The following is a 17869-nucleotide window of genomic DNA, read 5'->3' on the forward strand; positions in this document are numbered from 1 at the left end:
TGCGGCCGGGGCATGACCACATGACCCACCTCCATGCAGTGCTCCCGATCCGCGAGGGCGTGGCCTGTCTGGCGGCGTTGAAGGCTGCTGCGACCCACGCGGTCGGCACCGGTGAGGCCACCAGTCATTCCCAGGCGATGGCCGACGCGCTGGTCGGCAGACTCACCGGTCGCCAGCCCCTGACCGAACCCGCACCCGTCAGCCTGCGGCTGGTGATGACCGCCGAGTCCCTGCTGGGTCAGTCTGACGAGCCGGCCACCCTGACCGATGGGGTCGACCATGCGACGTGGATCGACGCGATCCCTGCACCCCTGGCCCGCAAATGGGTGACCGACGCGATCAGCACCGCCGCGGCCGCGGGGCAGCAAGTGCCGGTGAAGCGGTTGTTCACCGCTCCCGGCACGCGTGATCTGGTCGCGATCGAGTCCACGGCGCGGTGCTTCCCGGCCGGGCTCGCGGAGTTGATCGCGATGCGGGATGGCTGGTGTCGTACCCCGTACTGCAACGCCCCGATCCGCCACCTCGACCACATCACCCCGTATGCCCGCGGCGGGCCCACGTCACTGACGAACGGTCAGGGCCTGTGCGTGCAGTGCAACCACGCCAAGGAAGCCCCCGGCTGGCACCACCACCCACCACCACCCGACCACCCCGGCGCACCGATCCGGATCACCACCCCCACCGGCCACGAACATTCGGCACGCGATCCTGCGACCTACTAGTGGGCCGTCCCGGCGAGCCGCAGACTTCAGCCGAACAGCTCACGATTCCCCCTCTCGTGTCTGGCCCGAGCCAAGGTGACAGCATCAGACATCGCGCGATAGGCGTCCATCAAGGACCGGTCGATGTAGGGCGGATCGGTGACCTCGTGCGGGCAGCAGGTCTGTTCGCACGGGGGCCCCTGGATCGAGGGCGCGGCTCCCTCCTGACACGATGACCGCCGTCCGCTGACGTCGATCCGGGAGAACCAGCGACCGTGCCCTACTTCGAGCGCCTCGATGCCGCGACCTTCCGTGCCACCCCCCTCACGGGCGGCGCGTGGAAGGTCGACGAGCAGCACATCGCCCCCGCGCTCGGGTTGCTCACCCACGTGATCGAGACCGACCGCGACACCCGGCGCGACGACGGGCTCCAGATCACCCGCGTCACCTTCGACATCTGGGGCACGGTCCCGATCGCCGAGGTCGCCACCGAGGTGCGGGTCGTGCGGCCGGGGCGCACCATCGAGCTCGTCGAGGCGAGCCTGAGCCACGCGGGTCGCGTCGTGGTCTCCGCCCGCGCCTGGCTGATGAGCACGAGCGACACCACCGCGCTCGCGGGGTCCGCCCTCGACCCGCTGCCGGCACCCGACGACCTCGAGCCGTGGGATCCGACCCAGGTGTGGCCCGGGGGGTTCATCGGCACCGTCGAGCTGCGCCGCGACCAGGTCGAGCCCGGGCGCGGCCGGTTCTGGGCCCGTACCGAGGAGCCGCTGCTGGCCGAGCCGATCTCCCCCGTCGCGCGGGTGCTCGGCCTGGTCGACATCGCCAACGGCATGACGGTGCGCGCCGATCCGCGCGCGGTGGCCTTCCCGAACCTCGACCTCACCGCCCACCTGCTGCGCGCCCCCGTCACCGGTCCGGGCGGATGGGTCGGCTTCGACACCACCGTCTCCTTCGGCCCGACCGGCCACGGCCTCACGAGCACGGTGCTCCACGACGCGGCCGGACCGCTGGGCACGGTGGCGCAGACCCTGACGGTGCGGCCCACCTGAACTGGAACAGGTTCTAGCAAAGCTGGCTAGGGTGGCCCCATGGGCCGCTTCTCCCTCCCCGACGACCGTCCGCAGGGCCTGGACTCCCCGGCCACCGCGCGCATCATCAAGTACGGCGCCAAGGCGCAGGTGTGGGTGTTCCGCCGCACCAACGGCCGCATCGGCAACACCTGGCGCATCGGCGCCGGCTTCCGCAAGCCCGTGCCGACCCTCCTGCTCGACCACGTCGGCCGGAAGTCCGGCACCCGGTTCACCACCCCGCTGCTCTACCTCGATGACGGCGACCGCTGGATCGTCGTCGCCTCGCAGGGCGGGCTGCCGAAGAACCCGCAGTGGTTCCACAACGTCGTGGCGAACCCTGACACCACGATCCATCTGAAGGGACGCCGCGGCGTCCCGGTGCGCGCCCGGGTCGCCGAGGGTGAGGAGCGCGCGGCCCTGTGGCCGCGCCTGGTCGATCTCTACGCCGACTTCGCGAAGTACGCGCGCTGGACCGACCGGGAGATCCCGGTCGTCGTCCTCGAACCCCGCTGATGCCTCTCCGGCGCGCGGGGCGGCGGGATCAGGAGCGCTTGATGCGGTCCTGGTACTCCGCCCGCGCGGAGGTGTCGAAGCGCAGGAAGGTGTCGTAGACGCCCAGGCGCCGGTTGAGCGCGTCGCGCACACGGCGACCCAGGAGCGGCTGGCTCTTGAGGATGGGCCCGGCGATCTTCGGCACGAAGACGTCCTTGCGGCCGGTGCGGACGGCGTCGACGATGCCGTCGGCCACCTCGCTCGGCTCCACGTTGGGGAAGAGCTTCAGACCCGAGGTGCCCGCGATCAGCTCGGTGTTGGTGAAGGCCGGCATCACGTTGGTGAACCGGATGCGGTCGGTGCCGAACTCGATGCGCGCGGCCTCGGTGGCGTGCTTCACCGCGGCCTTCTCGGCGCAGTAGGCGATGCCGCCGGGGACCGCCGCGACGCCGGCCGTCGAGCCGACGTTGACGACGTGCCCGTGCCCCTGGGCGGTGAAGCGGCGCAGCGCGAGGCGCATGCCGGTGAGCACACCGGTGACGTTGATCTGCACCGAGCGGGCCTCCAGCGCCTCGTCGACCTCGAGGAACGGGCCGATCGGCATGACGCCGGCGTTGTTGACGAACACGTCGATGCCGCCCAGCGCCTCCTCGGCGGAGGCGACGAAGGCGGTGAAGGAGTCGAGGTCGGTGACGTCGAGGGCGAAGGCGACCGTGTCGTGGCCGAGCTCGGTGGCCGCCACCTCGGCGGCGACGCCGTCGATGTCGCCGATGGCGACCCGGGCGCCGGCGGCGATGAAGGCCCGGGCGGTGGCGAAGCCGATGCCGCGCGCGGCCCCGGTGATGACGACGCGGCGGCCGCGCAACGAGGTCTCGGACATGGCTCCTCCTGGGGGGATCACGGAACGGGTGCCTGTGAGCATAAGTGATGTTATGTGACCGCGGACACCCCTGGTCCGGACCGCGGTGACGGTCCGGACCGGTGGGAGCCCTGCTGCCGAGCCCGAGCGCGGACGCCGCGATCGTCGTAGGGTGCCCCCAGATCCGCCCGAGGGGGGCGCGAGGGCGCAGGGGGTGCCGTGGGGATCGCAGCGGGTGCACCGCGCCGGCCGAGGAGGCGGGCCGCGGTCAGCGACGTCCTGGTCGCCGCCCTGACGCCGGCGGTCGCCGACGAGACCCTCGACATCGTGCTGCGCCACCTCGTCGAGGGGGTGCCGACGATCATCGAGGGCGCTGCCGGTGCCGGCGTCGTCGCCGCGCTCGACGACCACGAGATGTGCCGCGCCTCGACCGACGGCGCCGTCCGCCGGCTGCTCGAGGCCGAACTGGAGGCGGGCGAGGGACCCTCGCTCCGGGCGATGGCCGAGCGACGCATCGTGGAGGCCGATCTCGCCGAGCTGTGCCGCCGCTGGCCCCTGCTCGCGGCGGAGGCCGAGGCAGCCGGGGCCGGCGGGGTGCTGGCCATCCCGCTCGGCACCGCGAACGTGACCCTCGGGGCCTTCACCGTCCTGCACGGCGCCGCGGCGCTCGACTCCCACGCCCGCGGCCTCGCCGAGACCCTGGCACGGGCCGCGCTGCTCGCCGTCGAGCGCAACCACCACGAGCAGCACACCCGTCGGGCACTGGAGTCGCGCTCGCTCATCGGCAGCGCCATCGGCATCCTCATGGAGCGCTACGACCTCAGCGCGTCGGCCGCCTGGGAGCATCTGCGGCGCCGTGCCAGCGACGAGGAGCGCAAGCTGCGCGACGTCGCCCACGACATCGTCACCGACCGCGGCTCGCGATCGGACCCGCAGGGCCGGGCCTGAGGTGAGCGAGCAGGCCGGCGCCCCCGGACCCGAGGGGCTCTCCGACGCCGTCCTGGCGACCACGTCGGACGCCGTCGTCGCCATCGACGCCGAGGGCATCGTCACCGACTGGAACCACGCGAGCGAACGGCTCTTCGGCTACTCCGCCGAGGAGGTCATCGGCACCCGGATGGTCGACCGGATCATTCCCGAGGAGTTCCGGGCCGCCCACGTCGCTGGGCTCGCACGGGTGCTGGCCACCGGCGAGTCGCGGGTGACCGGTCGCCCGCTCTCCCTCCTGGCCCGGCACCGCGACGGACGCCGACTGCCGGTGGAGATCACGATCTGGCGCACCGAGGGGCGCATCGGTCCGCACTTCCACGCCTTCGTGCGCGACGTCGGCGCGACCCGACAGAACGAACTGCTGCTGCAACGGGCCCTGACCCGACTGCGACGTTTCGCCGACCTGCTGCCCGGCGCCGCCGTCGTCCTGGTGCGCCGTCCGCAGGCGCCCAGCGGCTACGCGTGCAGTTACGTGAGCGCCGGTTGGCCCGACGCCTGGGGTCGCAGCCCCGACGCGGCGGACGCCGGCCTGCTCGTCGCCGCGCTCGGCACCTGCGCCGGGCGGACCCTGGCCGAGCACCTCCAGGAGGCCGAGCGCGACATGCGCACCCTCGACCTCGTCTTCACCGCCGAGCACCGCGACGGCGCCCGCACACGGGTGCGAGCCGCCCCGATGCTCGAATCGGGACGGCTCGCCTGGGAGATCCTCGCCATCGACCTCCCCTCCTCGGGCGTCTGAGTCCAGCCCCCGAGGCCGGACCTGAGGTCGGGCCTGAGGTGTCGGCTCAGGTGAAGATCGACACGCCGCCGGGGCCGACGAGCAGGCCGACGACGATCAGCGCGATGCCCAGGGCGAGCTCGCCCTGGACGATCCGCACGATGCCGAAGACGACGAGCACCACGGCGATGAGCCACAGCAGGGTGTGCAGCATGGGTTGTTCCTCCGATCGATGAGGTGACCACCTCGCGGCCCCTCGGGGGTCGAACGGGCCTGCGCGCCGATACCCGCCGGGGGTGACCCGTCACGCCTGGCCCACCCGGTCGAACGATCCCCGTCGGGGTGGGGAGCCCTGCGGGAAGGCGGGGGAGGGCGGTGCCCGGTCGTGAGGTCGTGAGGCCCGTGAGGTCGTGAGCGGAAGTTGACGGTTCGGCCATCGCGCACGGCGTCGTCCTGAAATCCCGGACGCCGAGGCTTGTCGTCATCGCCGGTGCTCCGGCCACCCAGCACCCCGCCGTCCCGACACCGCCCACGCCTGGAGAACCGTCATGACCCTCACCACCGAACCGGCCGCCGCCGCGGCCCACCGCTCCGCGCCGCGCCGGCGCACCGGCCGCTGGATCGACGACTGGCAGCCCGAGGACGCCGCGTTCTGGGAGTCCACCGGCCGCCCGATCGCCCGCCGCAACCTCGTCTGGTCGATCTTCGCCGAGCACCTCGGCTTCTCGGTCTGGCTGATCTGGTCGGTCAGCTCGGCGTTCCTGCTGGCGCAGGGCTTCACCTTCACGCCCCAGCAGCTGTTCCTGCTCGTGGCGATCCCGAACCTCGTCGGCTCGCTGCTGCGGGTGCCCTACACCTTCGCCGTGCCGGCCTTCGGCGGCCGCAACTGGACGATGGTGAGCGCCGCGCTGCTGCTGATCCCGACCCTCCTGTTCGCCTGGGCGGTGCAGAACCCCGACACCCCGTACTGGGCCTTCTGCCTGATCGCGGCGACTGCTGGCTTCGGCGGCGGCAACTTCGCCTCCTCGATGGCCAACATCAACTTCTTCTACCCCGCCGCCAAGAAGGGCGCGGCCCTCGGCCTCAACGCCGCCGGCGGCAACCTCGGCGTCTCCCTCATCCAGCTGCTGCTGCCGGTGATCGTCGGGGGCGCCGGCATCTTCGGTCTGGTGAAGGCCAGCTCGGGCGGCATCCACCTCGAGCGCGCGGCCTACGTGTACGCCGCGCTGGCGATCGTCGCGACGGCGGCGGCCTACTTCTTCATGGACAACCTCGGCACCGCGAAGTCGACCCCGCGCGAGCAGCTGCGCATCGTGCGCGAGCCGCACACCTGGATCATGGCGGTGCTCTACATCGGCACCTTCGGCTCCTTCATCGGCTACTCCGCCGCGATGCCGCTGCTCATCAAGCTCAACTTCTGGGTGCCCGAGCCGGCACCGCTCGGCACCGGCGTCTTCTTCGCCTACTACGCCTTCCTCGGTGCGGGCGTCGGCTCGATCACCCGCCCGTTCGGCGGCTGGCTGGCCGACCGCTTCGGCGGCGCGAAGGTCACCCTGGCCGCGTTCGCCGGCATGGTCGTCTTCACCCTCGCCGTGCTGTGGACCCTCACCCAGCTCCAGTCGAACCCGACCGCCGACCCGGCCATCGCCCTGGACAACAAGTCCTGGTTCCCGGTCTTCCTCGGCTTCTTCCTGTGCATCTTCGCCTGCACCGGCATCGGCAACGGCTCGACCTACAAGATGATCCCCACGATCTTCCGGCACCGTGCCGAGGAGACCGGCCTGCCGGCGTCCGAGGGCACCAAGCGCGCCTCGGCGGCGATCGGCGTCATCGGTGCGGTCGGCGCCATCGGCGGCTTCCTCATCCCGATCGCGTTCTCCTCGCCGTGGGTCGACAACCCGCTCTCGGCCACCAAGGGCGCCTTCACCGTCTTCACCGCCTACTACGTGGTCTGCGCCGCGGTCACCTACGGCGTCTACCTGCGCCGTACGGCGCGCGCGGTCTGAGGACGACGCCATGACGCGCACCCACTGTCCCTACTGCTCCCTGCAGTGCGGCATGGCCCTCGAGCGGGTCGGTCGCACGCTGGAGGTGCAGGCGTGGCCGGAGTTCCCGGTCAACGAGGGTGCGCTGTGCCGCAAGGGCTGGACCGCCACCGGCCTGCGCGGCCACCGCGAACGCCTCACGACGCCGCTGCTGCGTGGCGCCGACGGGGAGTTCCGGCCCGCCGACTGGGAGGAGGCGCTGGACCACGTCGCCTCCCGCCTCCGCTCGCTGAGGACCGCGCACGGCAACGACGCCGTCGCGGTCTTCGGCGGCGGAGGGCTCACCAACGAGAAGGCCTACCAGCTCGGGAAGTTCGCCCGCGTCGCGCTCGGCACCTCCCAGATCGACTACAACGGCCGCTGGTGCATGAGCTCGGCGGCCTCGGCCGGCAACCGGGTCTTCGGCGTCGACCGCGGCCTGCCGTTCCCGCTCGCCGACCTCGAGCGCGCCGACGTCGTCGTGCTCGTCGGCTCCAACCTCGCCGAGACCATGCCGCCGGCCGCCCGCCACCTCGACCGGTTGCGTGAGCGCGGCGGCCGGGTCGTCGTCCTCGACCCGCGGCGGACGCCGACGGCCGAGCGCGCCGACCTGTTCCTCCAGCCCGTGCCCGGCACCGACCTCGCCGTCGCCCTCGGCGTCCTGCACCTGCTGGACGCCGCCGACGCCCTCGACGACGCCTACCTCGCCGAGCGGGTCGAGGGTTTCGACGCGGTGCTGCGCTCGGTCGCCTCGTGGTGGCCCGAGCGGGTCGAGCGGGTCAGCGGCGTGCCGGTCGCCGAGCTGCGGGCGCTGGCCGACCTGCTCGCCTCCTCGCCGCGCGTCATGGTGCTCACCGCCCGTGGCGCCGAACAGCACGCCCAGGGCACCGACACCGTGCTCGCCTGGATCAACATCGCCCTCGGTCTCGGGATGGTCGGCCGCGACGCCGCCGGCTACGGCTGCCTCACCGGGCAGGGCAACGGCCAGGGTGGGCGCGAGCACGGCCAGAAGGCCGACCAGCTGCCCGGTTACCGGATGATCGACGACCCCGCGGCTCGCGCCCACGTCGCCGGCGTGTGGGGCGTCGAGCCCGACACCCTGCCCGGCAAGGGCCGCTCGGCCTACGAGCTCCTCGACGCGCTCGGCACCTCCGAGGGCCCGAAGGCGATGCTCGTGTTCGGCTCCAACATCGTGGTCTCGGCGCCGAACGCCACCCGCATCGGGGAGCGCCTCGACGCCCTCGACCTGCTGGTGGTCTGCGACCTGGTGCTCTCGGAGACCGCGGCCCGTGCCGACGTCGTCCTGCCGGTCACGCAGTGGGCCGAGGAGACCGGCACCATGACCAACCTCGAGGGCCGCGTGCTGCTGCGCCGCCAGGCGGTCGCCCCGCCCGACGGCGTCCGCTCCGACCTCGAGGTGCTCGCTGGCCTCGCCGAGCGGCTCGACGCGCCGGTGCCGTTCTCGGTCGACCCCGCGGAGATCTTCGCCGAGCTGGGCCGCGCCTCGGCGGGCGGCGTCGCCGACTACGCGGGCATCACCTACGAGCGCATCGAGGCCGAGCACGGCGTCTTCTGGCCCTGCCCCGCGCCCGCGCACCCCGGCACCCCGCGCCTGTTCGCCGACGGCTTCCCCACGCCGTCCGGCCGGGCCCGCGCGCAGGTGGTCGCGCACCGTGGGCCCGCCGAGCCGGTCGACGACGACTTCCCGGTGCACCTGACCACCGGCCGGGTGCTCGCCCAGTACCAGTCGGGCGCGCAGACCCGCCGCATCCGGGCCCTGCCCGACGACGGGGTGTTCGTCGAGATGCACCCCATGCTGGCCGCCCGCATCGGTGCCGTCGACGGCGCCCCGGTCGTCGTCCGCACCCGACGCGGGGAGCTGAAGGCGCCCGCGCGGGTGGTGGCGACCGTGCGGCCCGACACCGTCTTCGTGCCGTTCCACTGGGTCGGCGCCAACCGGCTCACCCACGACGCGCTCGACCCGTCGAGCCGGATGCCGGAGTTCAAGGTCTGCGCCGCGGCGGTGAGCGCATGAGCACCGGCGAGCGGCTCGTGATCGTCGGCGGCGGCATGGCCGCCGCGCGGCTGGTCGAGCTGCTCCTGGCCCGCGACCACACCGGCACGATCACGGTGCTCTCCGACGAGCAGTACCCGCCGTACAACCGGATCCTGCTCTCCGCGGTCCTCGACGGCACCCATCGCATCGAGTCGCTGCCGCTGCACGGCGCCGCCTGGTACGCCGACCGCGGCGTCGACCTGCGCCTCGGCGTCCGGGTCGTCGGCCTCGACCGCGAGCGCCGCGAGGTGCAGGTGGCCGACGGCGACCCGGTGCCCTACGACCGCCTCGTGCTCGCCACCGGGCTCGTGCCCACCCTGCCTCCGATGCGCGGTCTGCTGGACGCCGAGGGGCGCCTCGACGACCGGGTGCACGCCTTCCGCGACCTCGACGACTGCCGGCGCCTGCTGGACGCCGTCCCGCACGCGCGTCGCGCGGCCGTTGTCGGCGGCGGCCTGCTCGGCCTCCAGGTGGCCCGCGGACTGGCGGCCCGCGGGGTGGAGGTCGAGATCGTCGAGGGCGCCGACCACCTGATGCGCCACCAGCTCGACGCCGCTGCCGGCCGGATCCTCGTGCGCGACCTACGCCGGCTCGGCACCGAGGTCTACTGCAACGCCCGCGCCGTGCGGCTGACCGACGAGGGCGTCGTCCTCGACAACGGCTACCTGCTCGAGGTCGACCTCGTCGTCATCACCGCCGGCGGCCGGCCCAGCGTCGCCCTCGCCCGGGCCGCGGGGCTCGCGGTGGGTCGCGGCGTCGTCGTCGACGACCGGCTCACCACCGACGACCCCCGCATCCACGCGCTCGGCGACTGCGCCGAGCACGACGGCCGCACGCCGGGCTTCGTCTCGCCCGCGTGGGAGCAGGCCGAGGTGCTCGCCGACGTGCTGTGCGGCGTCGCCGCCGCCCGCTACGAGGGCTCACGGATCGTCGCGCGGCTGCGGGCCCGCGACCTCGAGGTGGCGGTGCTCGGCGACCCCGAGCACACCGAGGGCGAGCGGGTCGAGGTCTCCAACCCGCTCACCCGCTCGCACCGCACGCTGGTGATGCGCGAGGGCCGCATCGTCGCCGCCGCGCTGGTGGGCGACCTCTCCCGCGTCGGCCTCATCACCCAGCACTTCGACCGCGGCACCCGGCTGGCCCCGCAGGAGGCCGGCCTGCTGCTGCTCGGCGACCCCGCACCGGCAGCCGACCTCGCCGCCGCCCTCGGCGACAGCGCCGAGGTCTGCGCCTGCGCCGGGGTGAGCGCGGGCGAGATCCGCGCCTGCGCCTCGCTCGACGACGTCGTCCGCTGCACACGCGCCACCACCGGCTGCGGTGGCTGCGCCCCCACCGTCCGCCAACTCCTGGCCGGGCGAGCTCTGGAAGGAAAGGGAGTCACCCGATGAGTCCTCTGCTGCGCCGCACGCTGGTCGTGGTCGGCCACGGCATGGTCGGCCACCGGTTCGTCACCGCCGCGATCGAGCGCGGCCTCACCGAGACCCACGACATCGTGGTGATCGGCGAGGAGCCGCGCCCGGCCTACGACCGGGTCGCCCTGACCTCCTGGTTCGATGTCGGCAGCGAGGCCCTCTCCCTGCTCCCCGAGGGCGCGTACGACGACCCGCGCGTGCGGCTCGTGCTCGGCACCGCCGTCACCGGCCTGGACGCCGCGGCACGCGAGATCACGCTCGCCGACGACACCGTGCTCGGCTACGACGAGCTGGTGCTCGCCACGGGCGCGGCACCGTTCGTGCCGCCCGTGCCCGGCCATGACCTGCCCGGCTGCTTCGTCTACCGCACCATCGAGGACCTCGAGGCCATCCGGGACGCCGCGGCCACCGCCGGCGCCGCGGCCGTCGTCGGCGGCGGCCTGCTCGGACTCGAGGCCGCCAACGCCCTGCACGGCCTGGGCGTGCCCACTCACGTCGTCGAGATGGCGCCGCGCCTCATGGCCGTCCAGGTCGACGACGCCGGCGGTGCCGTGCTGCGCCGCCACATCGAGGCCCTCGGTCTGCACGTGCACACCGACGTGGCGACCACCGCGGTGCTGGGCGACGCCGACGGCGTCACCGGTCTCGCGCTGCGCGACCGCGACCCGCTCGAGGTCGGCCTCGTGGTCTTCGCCGCCGGCATCCGGCCCCGTGACGCCCTCGCCCGGGCCGCCGGCATCGAGGTCGCCGAGCGCGGCGGCGTCCTGGTCGATGAGCAGGGCCGGGCCAGCGCGCCGCACGTGTGGGCGATCGGCGAGTGCGCCGCCCCCGGCGGGCGCATGTACGGCCTGGTCGCGCCGGGGTACGCGATGGCCGAGGTCGTCGTCGACGCGCTGCTCGGCGGCGCCGGCGCCTTCACCGGCGCCGACCTCTCGACCAAGCTCAAGCTGATGGGCGTCGACGTCGCCTCCTTCGGCGACGCCTTCGCCACCACGTCCGGCGCCCTCGAACTCGTCTACGCGGACGCCGTCGCGGGCATCTACAAGAAGCTCGTCGTCTCCGAGGACGGCAAGCGCCTGCTCGGCGGCGTGCTCGTCGGCGACGCGTCGTCCTACGGGCTGCTGCGGCCGATGGTGGCCTCGGAGACCAGCGAGGGCATGGAGCTGCCCGACAACCCCGAGCAGCTGATCCTGCCCGCCGCCACCGGATCGGCCGGACTCGGCCCCGCGGGCCTCCCGGACGCCGCCCAGATCTGCTCGTGCAACGACGTCACCAAGGGCGACATCCTCGCCGCCGTCGCCGAGGGCGGCACCTGCGACAGCCCCTCGTGCGTCACCGCCTGCACGCGCGCCGGCGCCACCTGCGGGTCGTGCAAGAGCAGCGTGAAGGCGATCGTCGAGGACCACTTCGCGCGGCAGGGCCGGGTGATCGACCGGTCGCTGTGCGAGCACTTCGCGCTGAGTCGCCAGGAGCTCTTCGACCTCATCCGGCTGCGCGGGCACCGCACCTTCGCCGACGTCGTGGCCGCGCACGGCACCGGCCGCGGCTGCGACATCTGCAAGCCGGCCGTCGCCTCCATCCAGGCCAGCCTGTTCAACGAGCACGTGCTCGGCCCGCGCCGCCACACCAGCCAGGACACCAACGACGCCTACCTGGCCAACATCCAGCGCAACGGCACCTACTCGGTAGTGCCGCGTATCCCGGGCGGGGAGATCACCCCCGAGAAGCTCATCGTCATCGGCGAGGTGGCCCGCGACTTCGGGCTCTACACCAAGATCACCGGCGGTCAGCGCATCGACCTCTTCGGTGCCCGGCTCGAACAGCTGCCGGCGATCTGGACCCGGCTGGTCGACGCCGGCTTCGAGTCCGGCCACGCCTACGGCAAGGCGCTGCGCACGGTGAAGTCGTGCGTGGGCTCGACCTGGTGCCGCTACGGCGTCCAGGACTCCGTGCAGCTGGCCATCGACCTCGAGCTGCGCTACCGGGGCCTGCGGGCGCCGCACAAGCTCAAGGGCGGCGTCTCCGGGTGCGCCCGCGAGTGCGCCGAGGCGCGCGGCAAGGACTTCGGGGTCATCGCCACCGAGAAGGGCTGGAACCTCTACGTCGGCGGCAACGGCGGCGCCACGCCGGCCCACGCCCAGCTGCTCGCCGGCGACCTCGACACCGAGACCCTCGTGCGCTACCTCGACCGCTTCCTCATGTACTACATCCGCACCGCCGACCGGCTCCAACGCACCGCGCCCTGGGTCGCCGCCCTGGACGGCGGCTTGGAGCGGGTGCGCGAGGTGGTGGTGGACGACGCCCTGGGCCTCGGCAGCGAGCTGGAGGCCGAGATGGCCCGCCACGTCTCGACCTACGAGGACGAGTGGCGCGCCACCCTCGAGGACCCCGAGAAGCTGGCCCGCTTCGTCTCCTTCGTCAACGCCCCCGAGACGCCCGACCCGCACATCTCCTTCGGGGTCACCCGCGGGCAGATCGTGCCGGAGGAGACCGGCCCGGTCTCCCTCGGCACCACGATCCCGGTGGGAGGCCCGCGATGAGCGAGCACGACCTGGTGCACGGCACGGTCGTCTGCGACCTCGAGCGGCTGGCGCCCGAATCCGGTGTCGCGGCCCTCGTCGACGGCGAGGCGGTGGCCGTCTTCCGCCTCGAAGGCGACGTGGTGTTCGCCCTCGCCAACTACGATCCCTTCAGCGGGGCCAGCGTGCTGTCTCGCGGCATCGTCGGGTCCCGGGGGGAGGTCCCCACTGTGGCCTCGCCGATGCACAAGCAGGTCTTCGACCTGCGCACCGGGCAGTGCCTCGACGACGCGGCGGTCCGGGTGGCGACCTACGACGTCGCCGTGTCGGAAGGTCGCATCGTGGTCGGACGAAGACGGGAGCTCGATGGCTGAGGCACCGCTCGCGGGGTTCCGCATCGGCGTCACGGCCGCCCGCAAGGCCGACGAGCAGATCAGCCTGCTCGAGCGCCGCGGCGCTGCCGTGCAGTGGGCGCCGGCGCTCTCCCTCGACCCCAACCACGTCGACGACGAGGCTCTGCGCGCCTCCACCGAGGAGGTGCTGAGCGGGCCGGTCGACCTCTTCCTGGCCACCACGGGTGTCGGCATGAAGGCCTGGTTCGAGTCCGCCGAGCGCTGGGGAATGGCCGACCGGCTGCGCTCGACGCTGGGCTCGGCCGAGATCCTCGCCCGCGGCCCGAAGAGCGTCGGCGTCCTGCGCAAGAACGGGCTGCGCGAGCTGTGGGCGCCGGAGTCGGAGTGCTTCGAGGACGTGCTGGCCCACCTGCGCAGCCGCGACCTCACCGGCCTGCGCATCGTGGTGCAGGAGCACGGCCAGTCGCTCTCGATGGTCGCCCACGCCCTGCGCCGTCAGGGTGCCGAGGTCACCTCGGTGAGCGTCTACCGGGTCGCCACCGCGCCCGACCCCGAGCCCATGTTCGCCCTCATCGAGGCAGCCGCCCGCCGCGAGCTGGACGCCGTCACCTTCACCTCCGCGCCCGCCGTCGCGGCCTTCATGGAGGCCGCTGCCGTCACCGGAGCCCGCGAGGAGCTCATCTCGGCCTTCCAGGCCGACGTCGTCGCCTCGTGCGTCGGTCCGGTCACCTCCGCCGCCTTCGAGATGTGGGGCGTGCCCTCGGTCTTCCCCGACCGCTCGCGGCTCGCCGCCATGGTGCGCCAGCTCGAGCTGGAGCTGCCGTCGCGTGCGCAGGGCCTGACCCTCGAGCTCGTTACCGGCTCCCAGCTGCTGCTGCACGGCGAGGACGTGCTGCTCGACGGCGTCGAGGTGCGGCTCTCGCCCGCCCCGACGGCGGTGCTCCAGGCGCTCGTGGTCAACCCCGGCAACGTCGTCTCGCGGCGCGCGCTGCTCGAGGCGCTGCCGAGCGGCACGGCCGGCTCCGAGCACGCGGTCGAGATGGCGGTCGCCCGCCTGCGGGCCGGCATCGGCACCAAGGCCGTGCAGACCGTCGTCAAGCGCGGCTACCGGCTGGCGGTCTCATGAGCGCACCCGCGATCGTCACGGTCGCGCACGGCAGCCGGTTCGCCGACGGCAACGCCGTGGCCGTGGCCATCACCGACGCCGTCCGCGCCCTGTGGTCCGGCCCGGTGCACGGCACCTACGTCGAGCTCGCCGACCCGGTCTTCGACGCCGACGCCGCCGCCGGCCAGCCTGCGGTGGTCGTGCCCCTGCTGCTCTCGGCCGGCTTCCACATCTGCTCCGACATCCCCGGCCGGGCCGGGCCGCACATGCGGTTCGCGCCGTCGCTGGGGCCCGATCCGGCCATCACCGCCGTCCAGGTCGAACGGCTGCGTGAGGCCGGCGCCACCCCCGGCGCGCCCGTCACGATGGTCGCCACCGGCTCGAACCACGCCGGTGCCCAGGAGGATCTCGAGGTCGCCCGCACCCTGCTCGAGGAGGCCTGGGGGGCGCCGGTCCGACTGGCCTCGATGACCGGTGCCGGACGCCGTCCGGCCGAGGTCGTCGAGCCCGGCGACGCGGTCTCGCCCTACCTGCTCGCGCCCGGGCACTTCTCCCGCCAGCTGCGCACTCAGAGCCTGGAGGCCGGCGCCGCCGTCGTCGCCGAGGTGATGGGGGCCCACCCGGCGTTCGCGCAGCTGGTGGTCGAGCGGGCGGGCGGCCCGTTCGGACGCCGTCCCTGCGACCTCATCGGCCGGTGCGCGAGCCCGATCGGCTGCCTGGCTCCGAACGGCTGAGGGCGGCCCCGGGTCGATCACGCTCATCCGGCTCATCCCGGCGCCCTCGCTGCCGATGGGGGAGGGGTGAGGTCCCCCCGGTTGACGGCGCTGCTCGCCGGCGCGGTGCTCAGTGCCGCGCCGGTGCTGCCGGCCGTGCCGGCGACAGCCGCGGGCGGTGGCTCCGGGGCGAGCTCGGCGGTCCCGTGCCCGCTCGGCCTCGGGCCCGCCATGACGCTGCCGGTGACCGTCACGCCCGGCAAGGGCCGGCTCCGGGTCAGCTGGCAGCAGCCCTCGGACTGGAGCGGCATCTCCGGATGGCAGGTGGCGACCGTGGCCCGGCCGATGGCGACCGCCCCGGTGACCTGGCGGGCGGTGAAGTCCGCCGCCGCGTGCACCACGGTGAGCGTGACCCTCAAGGGGCTGGTTTCCGGCACGCCCTACGAGGTGTGGCTCGAGGCCGACAGCCCCGATCCGGTGATCGCCGGTGCGGTCGTCACCGTGCAGGTCGCCCGGATCGCCGCCGTCACGGTGCGCTGAGGGCGCCGGACGGCGCCGCGGAGGTGACACGCCGTTACTCGACGGCGACGGTCGCGTAAACCCTGGGGAACGAGCGGGCGCGACGCGCCGGAGCGCCTGCGCGCGTGATCTTCGGTACACCCCGCCGGTCGCTTCTACAGGTGTTCTCCGAGTGAGCCTGGGTAGAGACACCCGCGGCGCGACCGCGCCATTGCACGAGGGGATGATCGATGCCCGGCGAGATCCGCCAGACCCGCACGATCGGCGACGCGACCGCATCGCCGACGACCGGCTCCGAGCCGGTCCGCACCACCCGGCACGACCCGCACCCGACCTCCGGCGCCTCCCGGCGTCCGAGCCCGGCCGAGGGTCACCGCGCCTCCCGCCCCGCCTCCGCCACCGGGTCGCCGCGACCCCAGCGGCCGCGGGTCAGTGTCGTCGTCCCGGCCCTCAACGAGGCCGACAACCTCCGGGTCGTCCTGCCCGAACTGCGCCGTGAGTACCCGCAGATCCACGAGGTCATCGTGGTCGACGGCGGTTCGGTCGACGACACCGTCGCCGCCGCTCGCGAGGCCCTGCCCGGCGTCCGGGTGCTCTCCCAGACCCGCCGCGGCAAGGGCAACGCCCTCGCGGTCGGCTTCGCCGCCGTCACCGGCGACGTGGTCGTCATGTTCGACGCCGACGGCAGCGCCGACCCGGCCGAGATCGATCGCTTCGTCGCGGCGCTCGTGGGGGGCGCCGACGTCGCCAAGGGCAGTCGCTTCCGCGCCGGCGGCGGCAGCGACGACATCACGCCGCTGCGGCGGGCGGGCAACGCCTTCCTCAACGGCACGATGAACCGCGGCTTCGGGACCGACCACACCGACCTCTGCTACGGCTACAACGCCTTCTGGGCCGACCTGCTGCCCCTGCTGGACCTGCCCCGCCCCGAGCTGCCGCCGCGACCCGACGGCGCCATGCACTGGGGCGACGGCTTCGAGATCGAGACCGTGCTCGCCTGCCGCTTCGCCGCCGCGGGCCTCGACATCCGCGAGGTCCCCAGCGTGGAGCGTCCGCGGATCCACGGGGAGACCAACCTGCGCACGTTCGCCGACGGCTTCCGCGTGCTGCGCACCTTGGCCGCCGAGCGGCGCCGCGCCCGCGGTTCCGTCGCCCTGCGTCCACGGATCCGGCCCACGAGGTCGCGTTCCGCCGCCGCGTCGTGACCCGGCGACCCGTCGCGGTCGTCACCACCCGCTGCCATCCCGATCTCGGCGGCATCGAGTCCCACGTCGGCGAGGTCACCCGCCGGCTCGTGGCGCTCGGGCACGAGGTCGAGGTGCTGACGACCGACCGCACCGGCCTGCTCGCACGCGTCGAGGAGGTCGACGGCTACCGCATCCGGCGGTTCCGGGCGCTGCCGCGCGAGCGCGACTGGTACGCCAGCCCCGGGCTCGCGTGGTGGCTGCTGCGGCACCGCTACGCCGCGGTGCACGTGCAGGGCATCCACACCCTGGTGCCGCCGCTGGCGATGCTGCTGGCCTGGCTGACCCGCACGCCCTACCTGGTCACCTTCCACACCGGCGGCGCCACCTCCGCCCTGCGGCAGCGGCTGCGCGGCCCGCAGTTCGCCGTCCTCGCCCCGCTCATCCGCCGCGCCCGCGTGCGGATCGGGGTCTCGGAGTTCGAGCGCCGGCGGTTCGAGGAGCTGGCCGGGGTGCCGGTGCGGGTCATCCGCAACGGCGGTGCACTCCCCGATCCCGGTGCTGACGCCCCCGCGCCCGACCACGACCTCGTCGTCTCGGTCGGCCGGCTGGAGATGTACAAGGGCCACCACCGGGCGATCGCCGCGCTCGCCCGGCTGCGACGACGCCGTCCCGGTGCCCGGCTGCGCATCCTGGGGGCCGGTCCGGCCGAGCCCGCGCTGCGCGCGCTCGCCGACGAGCTCGGCGTCGCCGACGCCGTCACCATCACCGAGGTGCCCCCGCTCGACCGCCGCGCCATGGCCCGCGAGCTCGCGGGCGCCGGTGCGGTCACCTTGCTGAGCGAGTACGAGGCCCACCCGGTGGCGGTCATGGAGGCCCTCGCGCTGGGGCGCCCCGTCGTCGTCGCCCGCACCTCGGGCCTCGCCGAACTGGAGTCGCTCGGCTGGGCCCGCGCGGTCGACCTCGACGCCGACCCCGACGAGGTGGCCGAGGCACTGGCCCGGCAACTCGACGCCCCCGTCGTCCCCGACGTGGCGAGCCTCCCGACCTGGGAGGGCTGCGCCGCGGCGCTGGGCGCTGTCTACGACGAGGTGCTGCTCGAGCGATGAGCAAGCGCAGCGAGCGAACCCTCGAGTGCCTCGTCGCGACCG

At 73.8% G+C, this 17869-nt stretch carries 17 protein-coding genes; 15 read left to right on the forward strand and 2 right to left on the reverse strand.

Annotation, left to right across the window (positions count from 1 at the left end):
- Nucleotides 1-38: 38 nt before the first annotated feature.
- The 3 genes from ABD671_RS13470 (at nucleotide 39) to ABD671_RS13480 (ending at nucleotide 2287) form a co-directional block, all read left to right on the forward strand.
- A complete protein-coding gene (locus ABD671_RS13470; RefSeq protein ID WP_344733919.1) occupies nucleotides 39-722 on the forward strand; it encodes an HNH endonuclease in 684 nt (227 codons plus the stop codon).
- Nucleotides 723-976: 254 nt separating this feature from the next.
- The gene (locus ABD671_RS13475; protein ID WP_344733920.1) at nucleotides 977-1753 is read left to right on the forward strand and encodes a thioesterase family protein; all 777 of its coding nucleotides are present in this window, start codon (nucleotides 977-979) and stop codon (nucleotides 1751-1753) included.
- Nucleotides 1754-1792: 39 nt separating this feature from the next.
- The gene (locus ABD671_RS13480; protein ID WP_344733921.1) at nucleotides 1793-2287 is read left to right on the forward strand and encodes a nitroreductase family deazaflavin-dependent oxidoreductase; all 495 of its coding nucleotides are present in this window, start codon (nucleotides 1793-1795) and stop codon (nucleotides 2285-2287) included.
- A gap of 28 nt (nucleotides 2288-2315) precedes the next feature.
- On the opposite strand, the gene ABD671_RS13485 is transcribed toward ABD671_RS13480, so the two are convergent.
- On the reverse strand, nucleotides 2316-3146 hold the full coding sequence (locus ABD671_RS13485; protein ID WP_344733922.1) for an SDR family oxidoreductase: 831 nt from the start codon (nucleotides 3144-3146) through the stop codon (nucleotides 2316-2318).
- Between the two features lie 198 nt (nucleotides 3147-3344).
- On the opposite strand from ABD671_RS13485, the gene ABD671_RS13490 reads away from it, so the two are divergent.
- Nucleotides 3345-4073 (forward strand): ANTAR domain-containing protein, encoded by a 729-nt coding sequence (locus ABD671_RS13490; RefSeq protein WP_344733923.1) that lies wholly within the window; start codon nucleotides 3345-3347, stop codon nucleotides 4071-4073.
- A gap of 1 nt (nucleotide 4074) precedes the next feature.
- The gene (locus ABD671_RS13495) at nucleotides 4075-4854 is read left to right on the forward strand and encodes a PAS domain-containing protein (protein ID WP_344733924.1); all 780 of its coding nucleotides are present in this window, start codon (nucleotides 4075-4077) and stop codon (nucleotides 4852-4854) included.
- A 46-nt stretch (nucleotides 4855-4900) separates the two neighbouring features.
- On the opposite strand, the gene ABD671_RS13500 is transcribed toward ABD671_RS13495, so the two are convergent.
- Entirely contained in the window at nucleotides 4901-5047 is a 147-nt protein-coding gene (locus tag ABD671_RS13500) for a GPGG-motif small membrane protein (RefSeq protein WP_344733925.1), read from the reverse strand.
- 334 nt (nucleotides 5048-5381) lie between these two features.
- Between ABD671_RS13500 and ABD671_RS13505 the strand changes: the two genes are divergently transcribed.
- The 10 genes from ABD671_RS13505 (at nucleotide 5382) to ABD671_RS13550 (ending at nucleotide 17827) form a co-directional block, all read left to right on the forward strand.
- Nucleotides 5382-6839 carry an MFS transporter gene (locus tag ABD671_RS13505; protein WP_344733926.1) on the forward strand — a complete coding sequence of 486 codons (1458 nt, stop codon included), beginning with the start codon at nucleotides 5382-5384 and terminating at the stop codon, nucleotides 6837-6839.
- Nucleotides 6840-6849: 10 nt separating this feature from the next.
- Nucleotides 6850-8892, forward strand: a complete 2043-nt coding sequence (locus tag ABD671_RS13510) for a molybdopterin oxidoreductase family protein (protein ID WP_344733927.1) — start codon at nucleotides 6850-6852, stop codon at nucleotides 8890-8892.
- Nucleotides 8889-10301: an FAD-dependent oxidoreductase gene (locus ABD671_RS13515; protein WP_344733928.1), complete on the forward strand. Its 1413-nt coding sequence runs from the start codon at nucleotides 8889-8891 to the stop codon at nucleotides 10299-10301. The genes ABD671_RS13510 and ABD671_RS13515 overlap by 4 nt, the downstream gene beginning before the upstream one ends.
- Entirely contained in the window at nucleotides 10298-12865 is a 2568-nt protein-coding gene (gene nirB, locus ABD671_RS13520) for a nitrite reductase large subunit NirB (RefSeq protein WP_344733929.1), read from the forward strand. Before ABD671_RS13515 ends, nirB begins: the two co-directional genes overlap by 4 nt.
- On the forward strand, nucleotides 12862-13218 hold the full coding sequence (gene nirD, locus ABD671_RS13525; protein WP_344733930.1) for a nitrite reductase small subunit NirD: 357 nt from the start codon (nucleotides 12862-12864) through the stop codon (nucleotides 13216-13218). Before nirB ends, nirD begins: the two co-directional genes overlap by 4 nt.
- Nucleotides 13211-14323 carry a uroporphyrinogen-III synthase gene (locus ABD671_RS13530; RefSeq protein WP_344733931.1) on the forward strand — a complete coding sequence of 371 codons (1113 nt, stop codon included), beginning with the start codon at nucleotides 13211-13213 and terminating at the stop codon, nucleotides 14321-14323. Before nirD ends, ABD671_RS13530 begins: the two co-directional genes overlap by 8 nt.
- Nucleotides 14320-15036: a sirohydrochlorin chelatase gene (locus ABD671_RS13535; RefSeq protein ID WP_344733933.1), complete on the forward strand. Its 717-nt coding sequence runs from the start codon at nucleotides 14320-14322 to the stop codon at nucleotides 15034-15036. Before ABD671_RS13530 ends, ABD671_RS13535 begins: the two co-directional genes overlap by 4 nt.
- Before the next feature lie 66 nt (nucleotides 15037-15102).
- Complete coding sequence (locus ABD671_RS13540) at nucleotides 15103-15555, forward strand: fibronectin type III domain-containing protein (RefSeq protein ID WP_344733935.1); 453 nt, start codon at nucleotides 15103-15105, stop codon at nucleotides 15553-15555.
- A 209-nt stretch (nucleotides 15556-15764) separates the two neighbouring features.
- Nucleotides 15765-16739 carry a glycosyltransferase family 2 protein gene (locus ABD671_RS13545; RefSeq protein WP_344733936.1) on the forward strand — a complete coding sequence of 325 codons (975 nt, stop codon included), beginning with the start codon at nucleotides 15765-15767 and terminating at the stop codon, nucleotides 16737-16739.
- Nucleotides 16736-17827, forward strand: coding sequence for a glycosyltransferase family 4 protein (locus tag ABD671_RS13550; protein ID WP_344733937.1), 1092 nt, complete (start codon nucleotides 16736-16738; stop codon nucleotides 17825-17827). The genes ABD671_RS13545 and ABD671_RS13550 overlap by 4 nt, the downstream gene beginning before the upstream one ends.
- Nucleotides 17828-17869: the final 42 nt, after the last annotated feature.

This window comes from Nocardioides fonticola (assembly GCF_039536805.1).
In the GTDB taxonomy this organism is placed as follows: Bacteria; Actinomycetota; Actinomycetes; order Propionibacteriales; family Nocardioidaceae; genus Nocardioides; species Nocardioides fonticola.

What these genes read in the sequence shown, in the direction of transcription:
- ABD671_RS13480 (WP_344733921.1), top strand. Translation starts at nt 1,793, where the DNA reads ATGGGCCGCTTCTCCCTCCCCGACGACCGTCCGCAGGGCCTGGACTCC.
- ABD671_RS13485 (WP_344733922.1), bottom strand. Translation starts at nt 3,146, where the DNA reads ATGTCCGAGACCTCGTTGCGCGGCCGCCGCGTCGTCATCACCGGGGCC.
- ABD671_RS13500 (WP_344733925.1), bottom strand. Translation starts at nt 5,047, where the DNA reads ATGCTGCACACCCTGCTGTGGCTCATCGCCGTGGTGCTCGTCGTCTTC.
- ABD671_RS13505 (WP_344733926.1), top strand. Translation starts at nt 5,382, where the DNA reads ATGACCCTCACCACCGAACCGGCCGCCGCCGCGGCCCACCGCTCCGCG.
- ABD671_RS13510 (WP_344733927.1), top strand. Translation starts at nt 6,850, where the DNA reads ATGACGCGCACCCACTGTCCCTACTGCTCCCTGCAGTGCGGCATGGCC.
- ABD671_RS13515 (WP_344733928.1), top strand. Translation starts at nt 8,889, where the DNA reads ATGAGCACCGGCGAGCGGCTCGTGATCGTCGGCGGCGGCATGGCCGCC.
- nirB (WP_344733929.1), top strand. Translation starts at nt 10,298, where the DNA reads ATGAGTCCTCTGCTGCGCCGCACGCTGGTCGTGGTCGGCCACGGCATG.
- nirD (WP_344733930.1), top strand. Translation starts at nt 12,862, where the DNA reads ATGAGCGAGCACGACCTGGTGCACGGCACGGTCGTCTGCGACCTCGAG.
- ABD671_RS13530 (WP_344733931.1), top strand. Translation starts at nt 13,211, where the DNA reads ATGGCTGAGGCACCGCTCGCGGGGTTCCGCATCGGCGTCACGGCCGCC.
- ABD671_RS13535 (WP_344733933.1), top strand. Translation starts at nt 14,320, where the DNA reads ATGAGCGCACCCGCGATCGTCACGGTCGCGCACGGCAGCCGGTTCGCC.
- ABD671_RS13545 (WP_344733936.1), top strand. Translation starts at nt 15,765, where the DNA reads ATGCCCGGCGAGATCCGCCAGACCCGCACGATCGGCGACGCGACCGCA.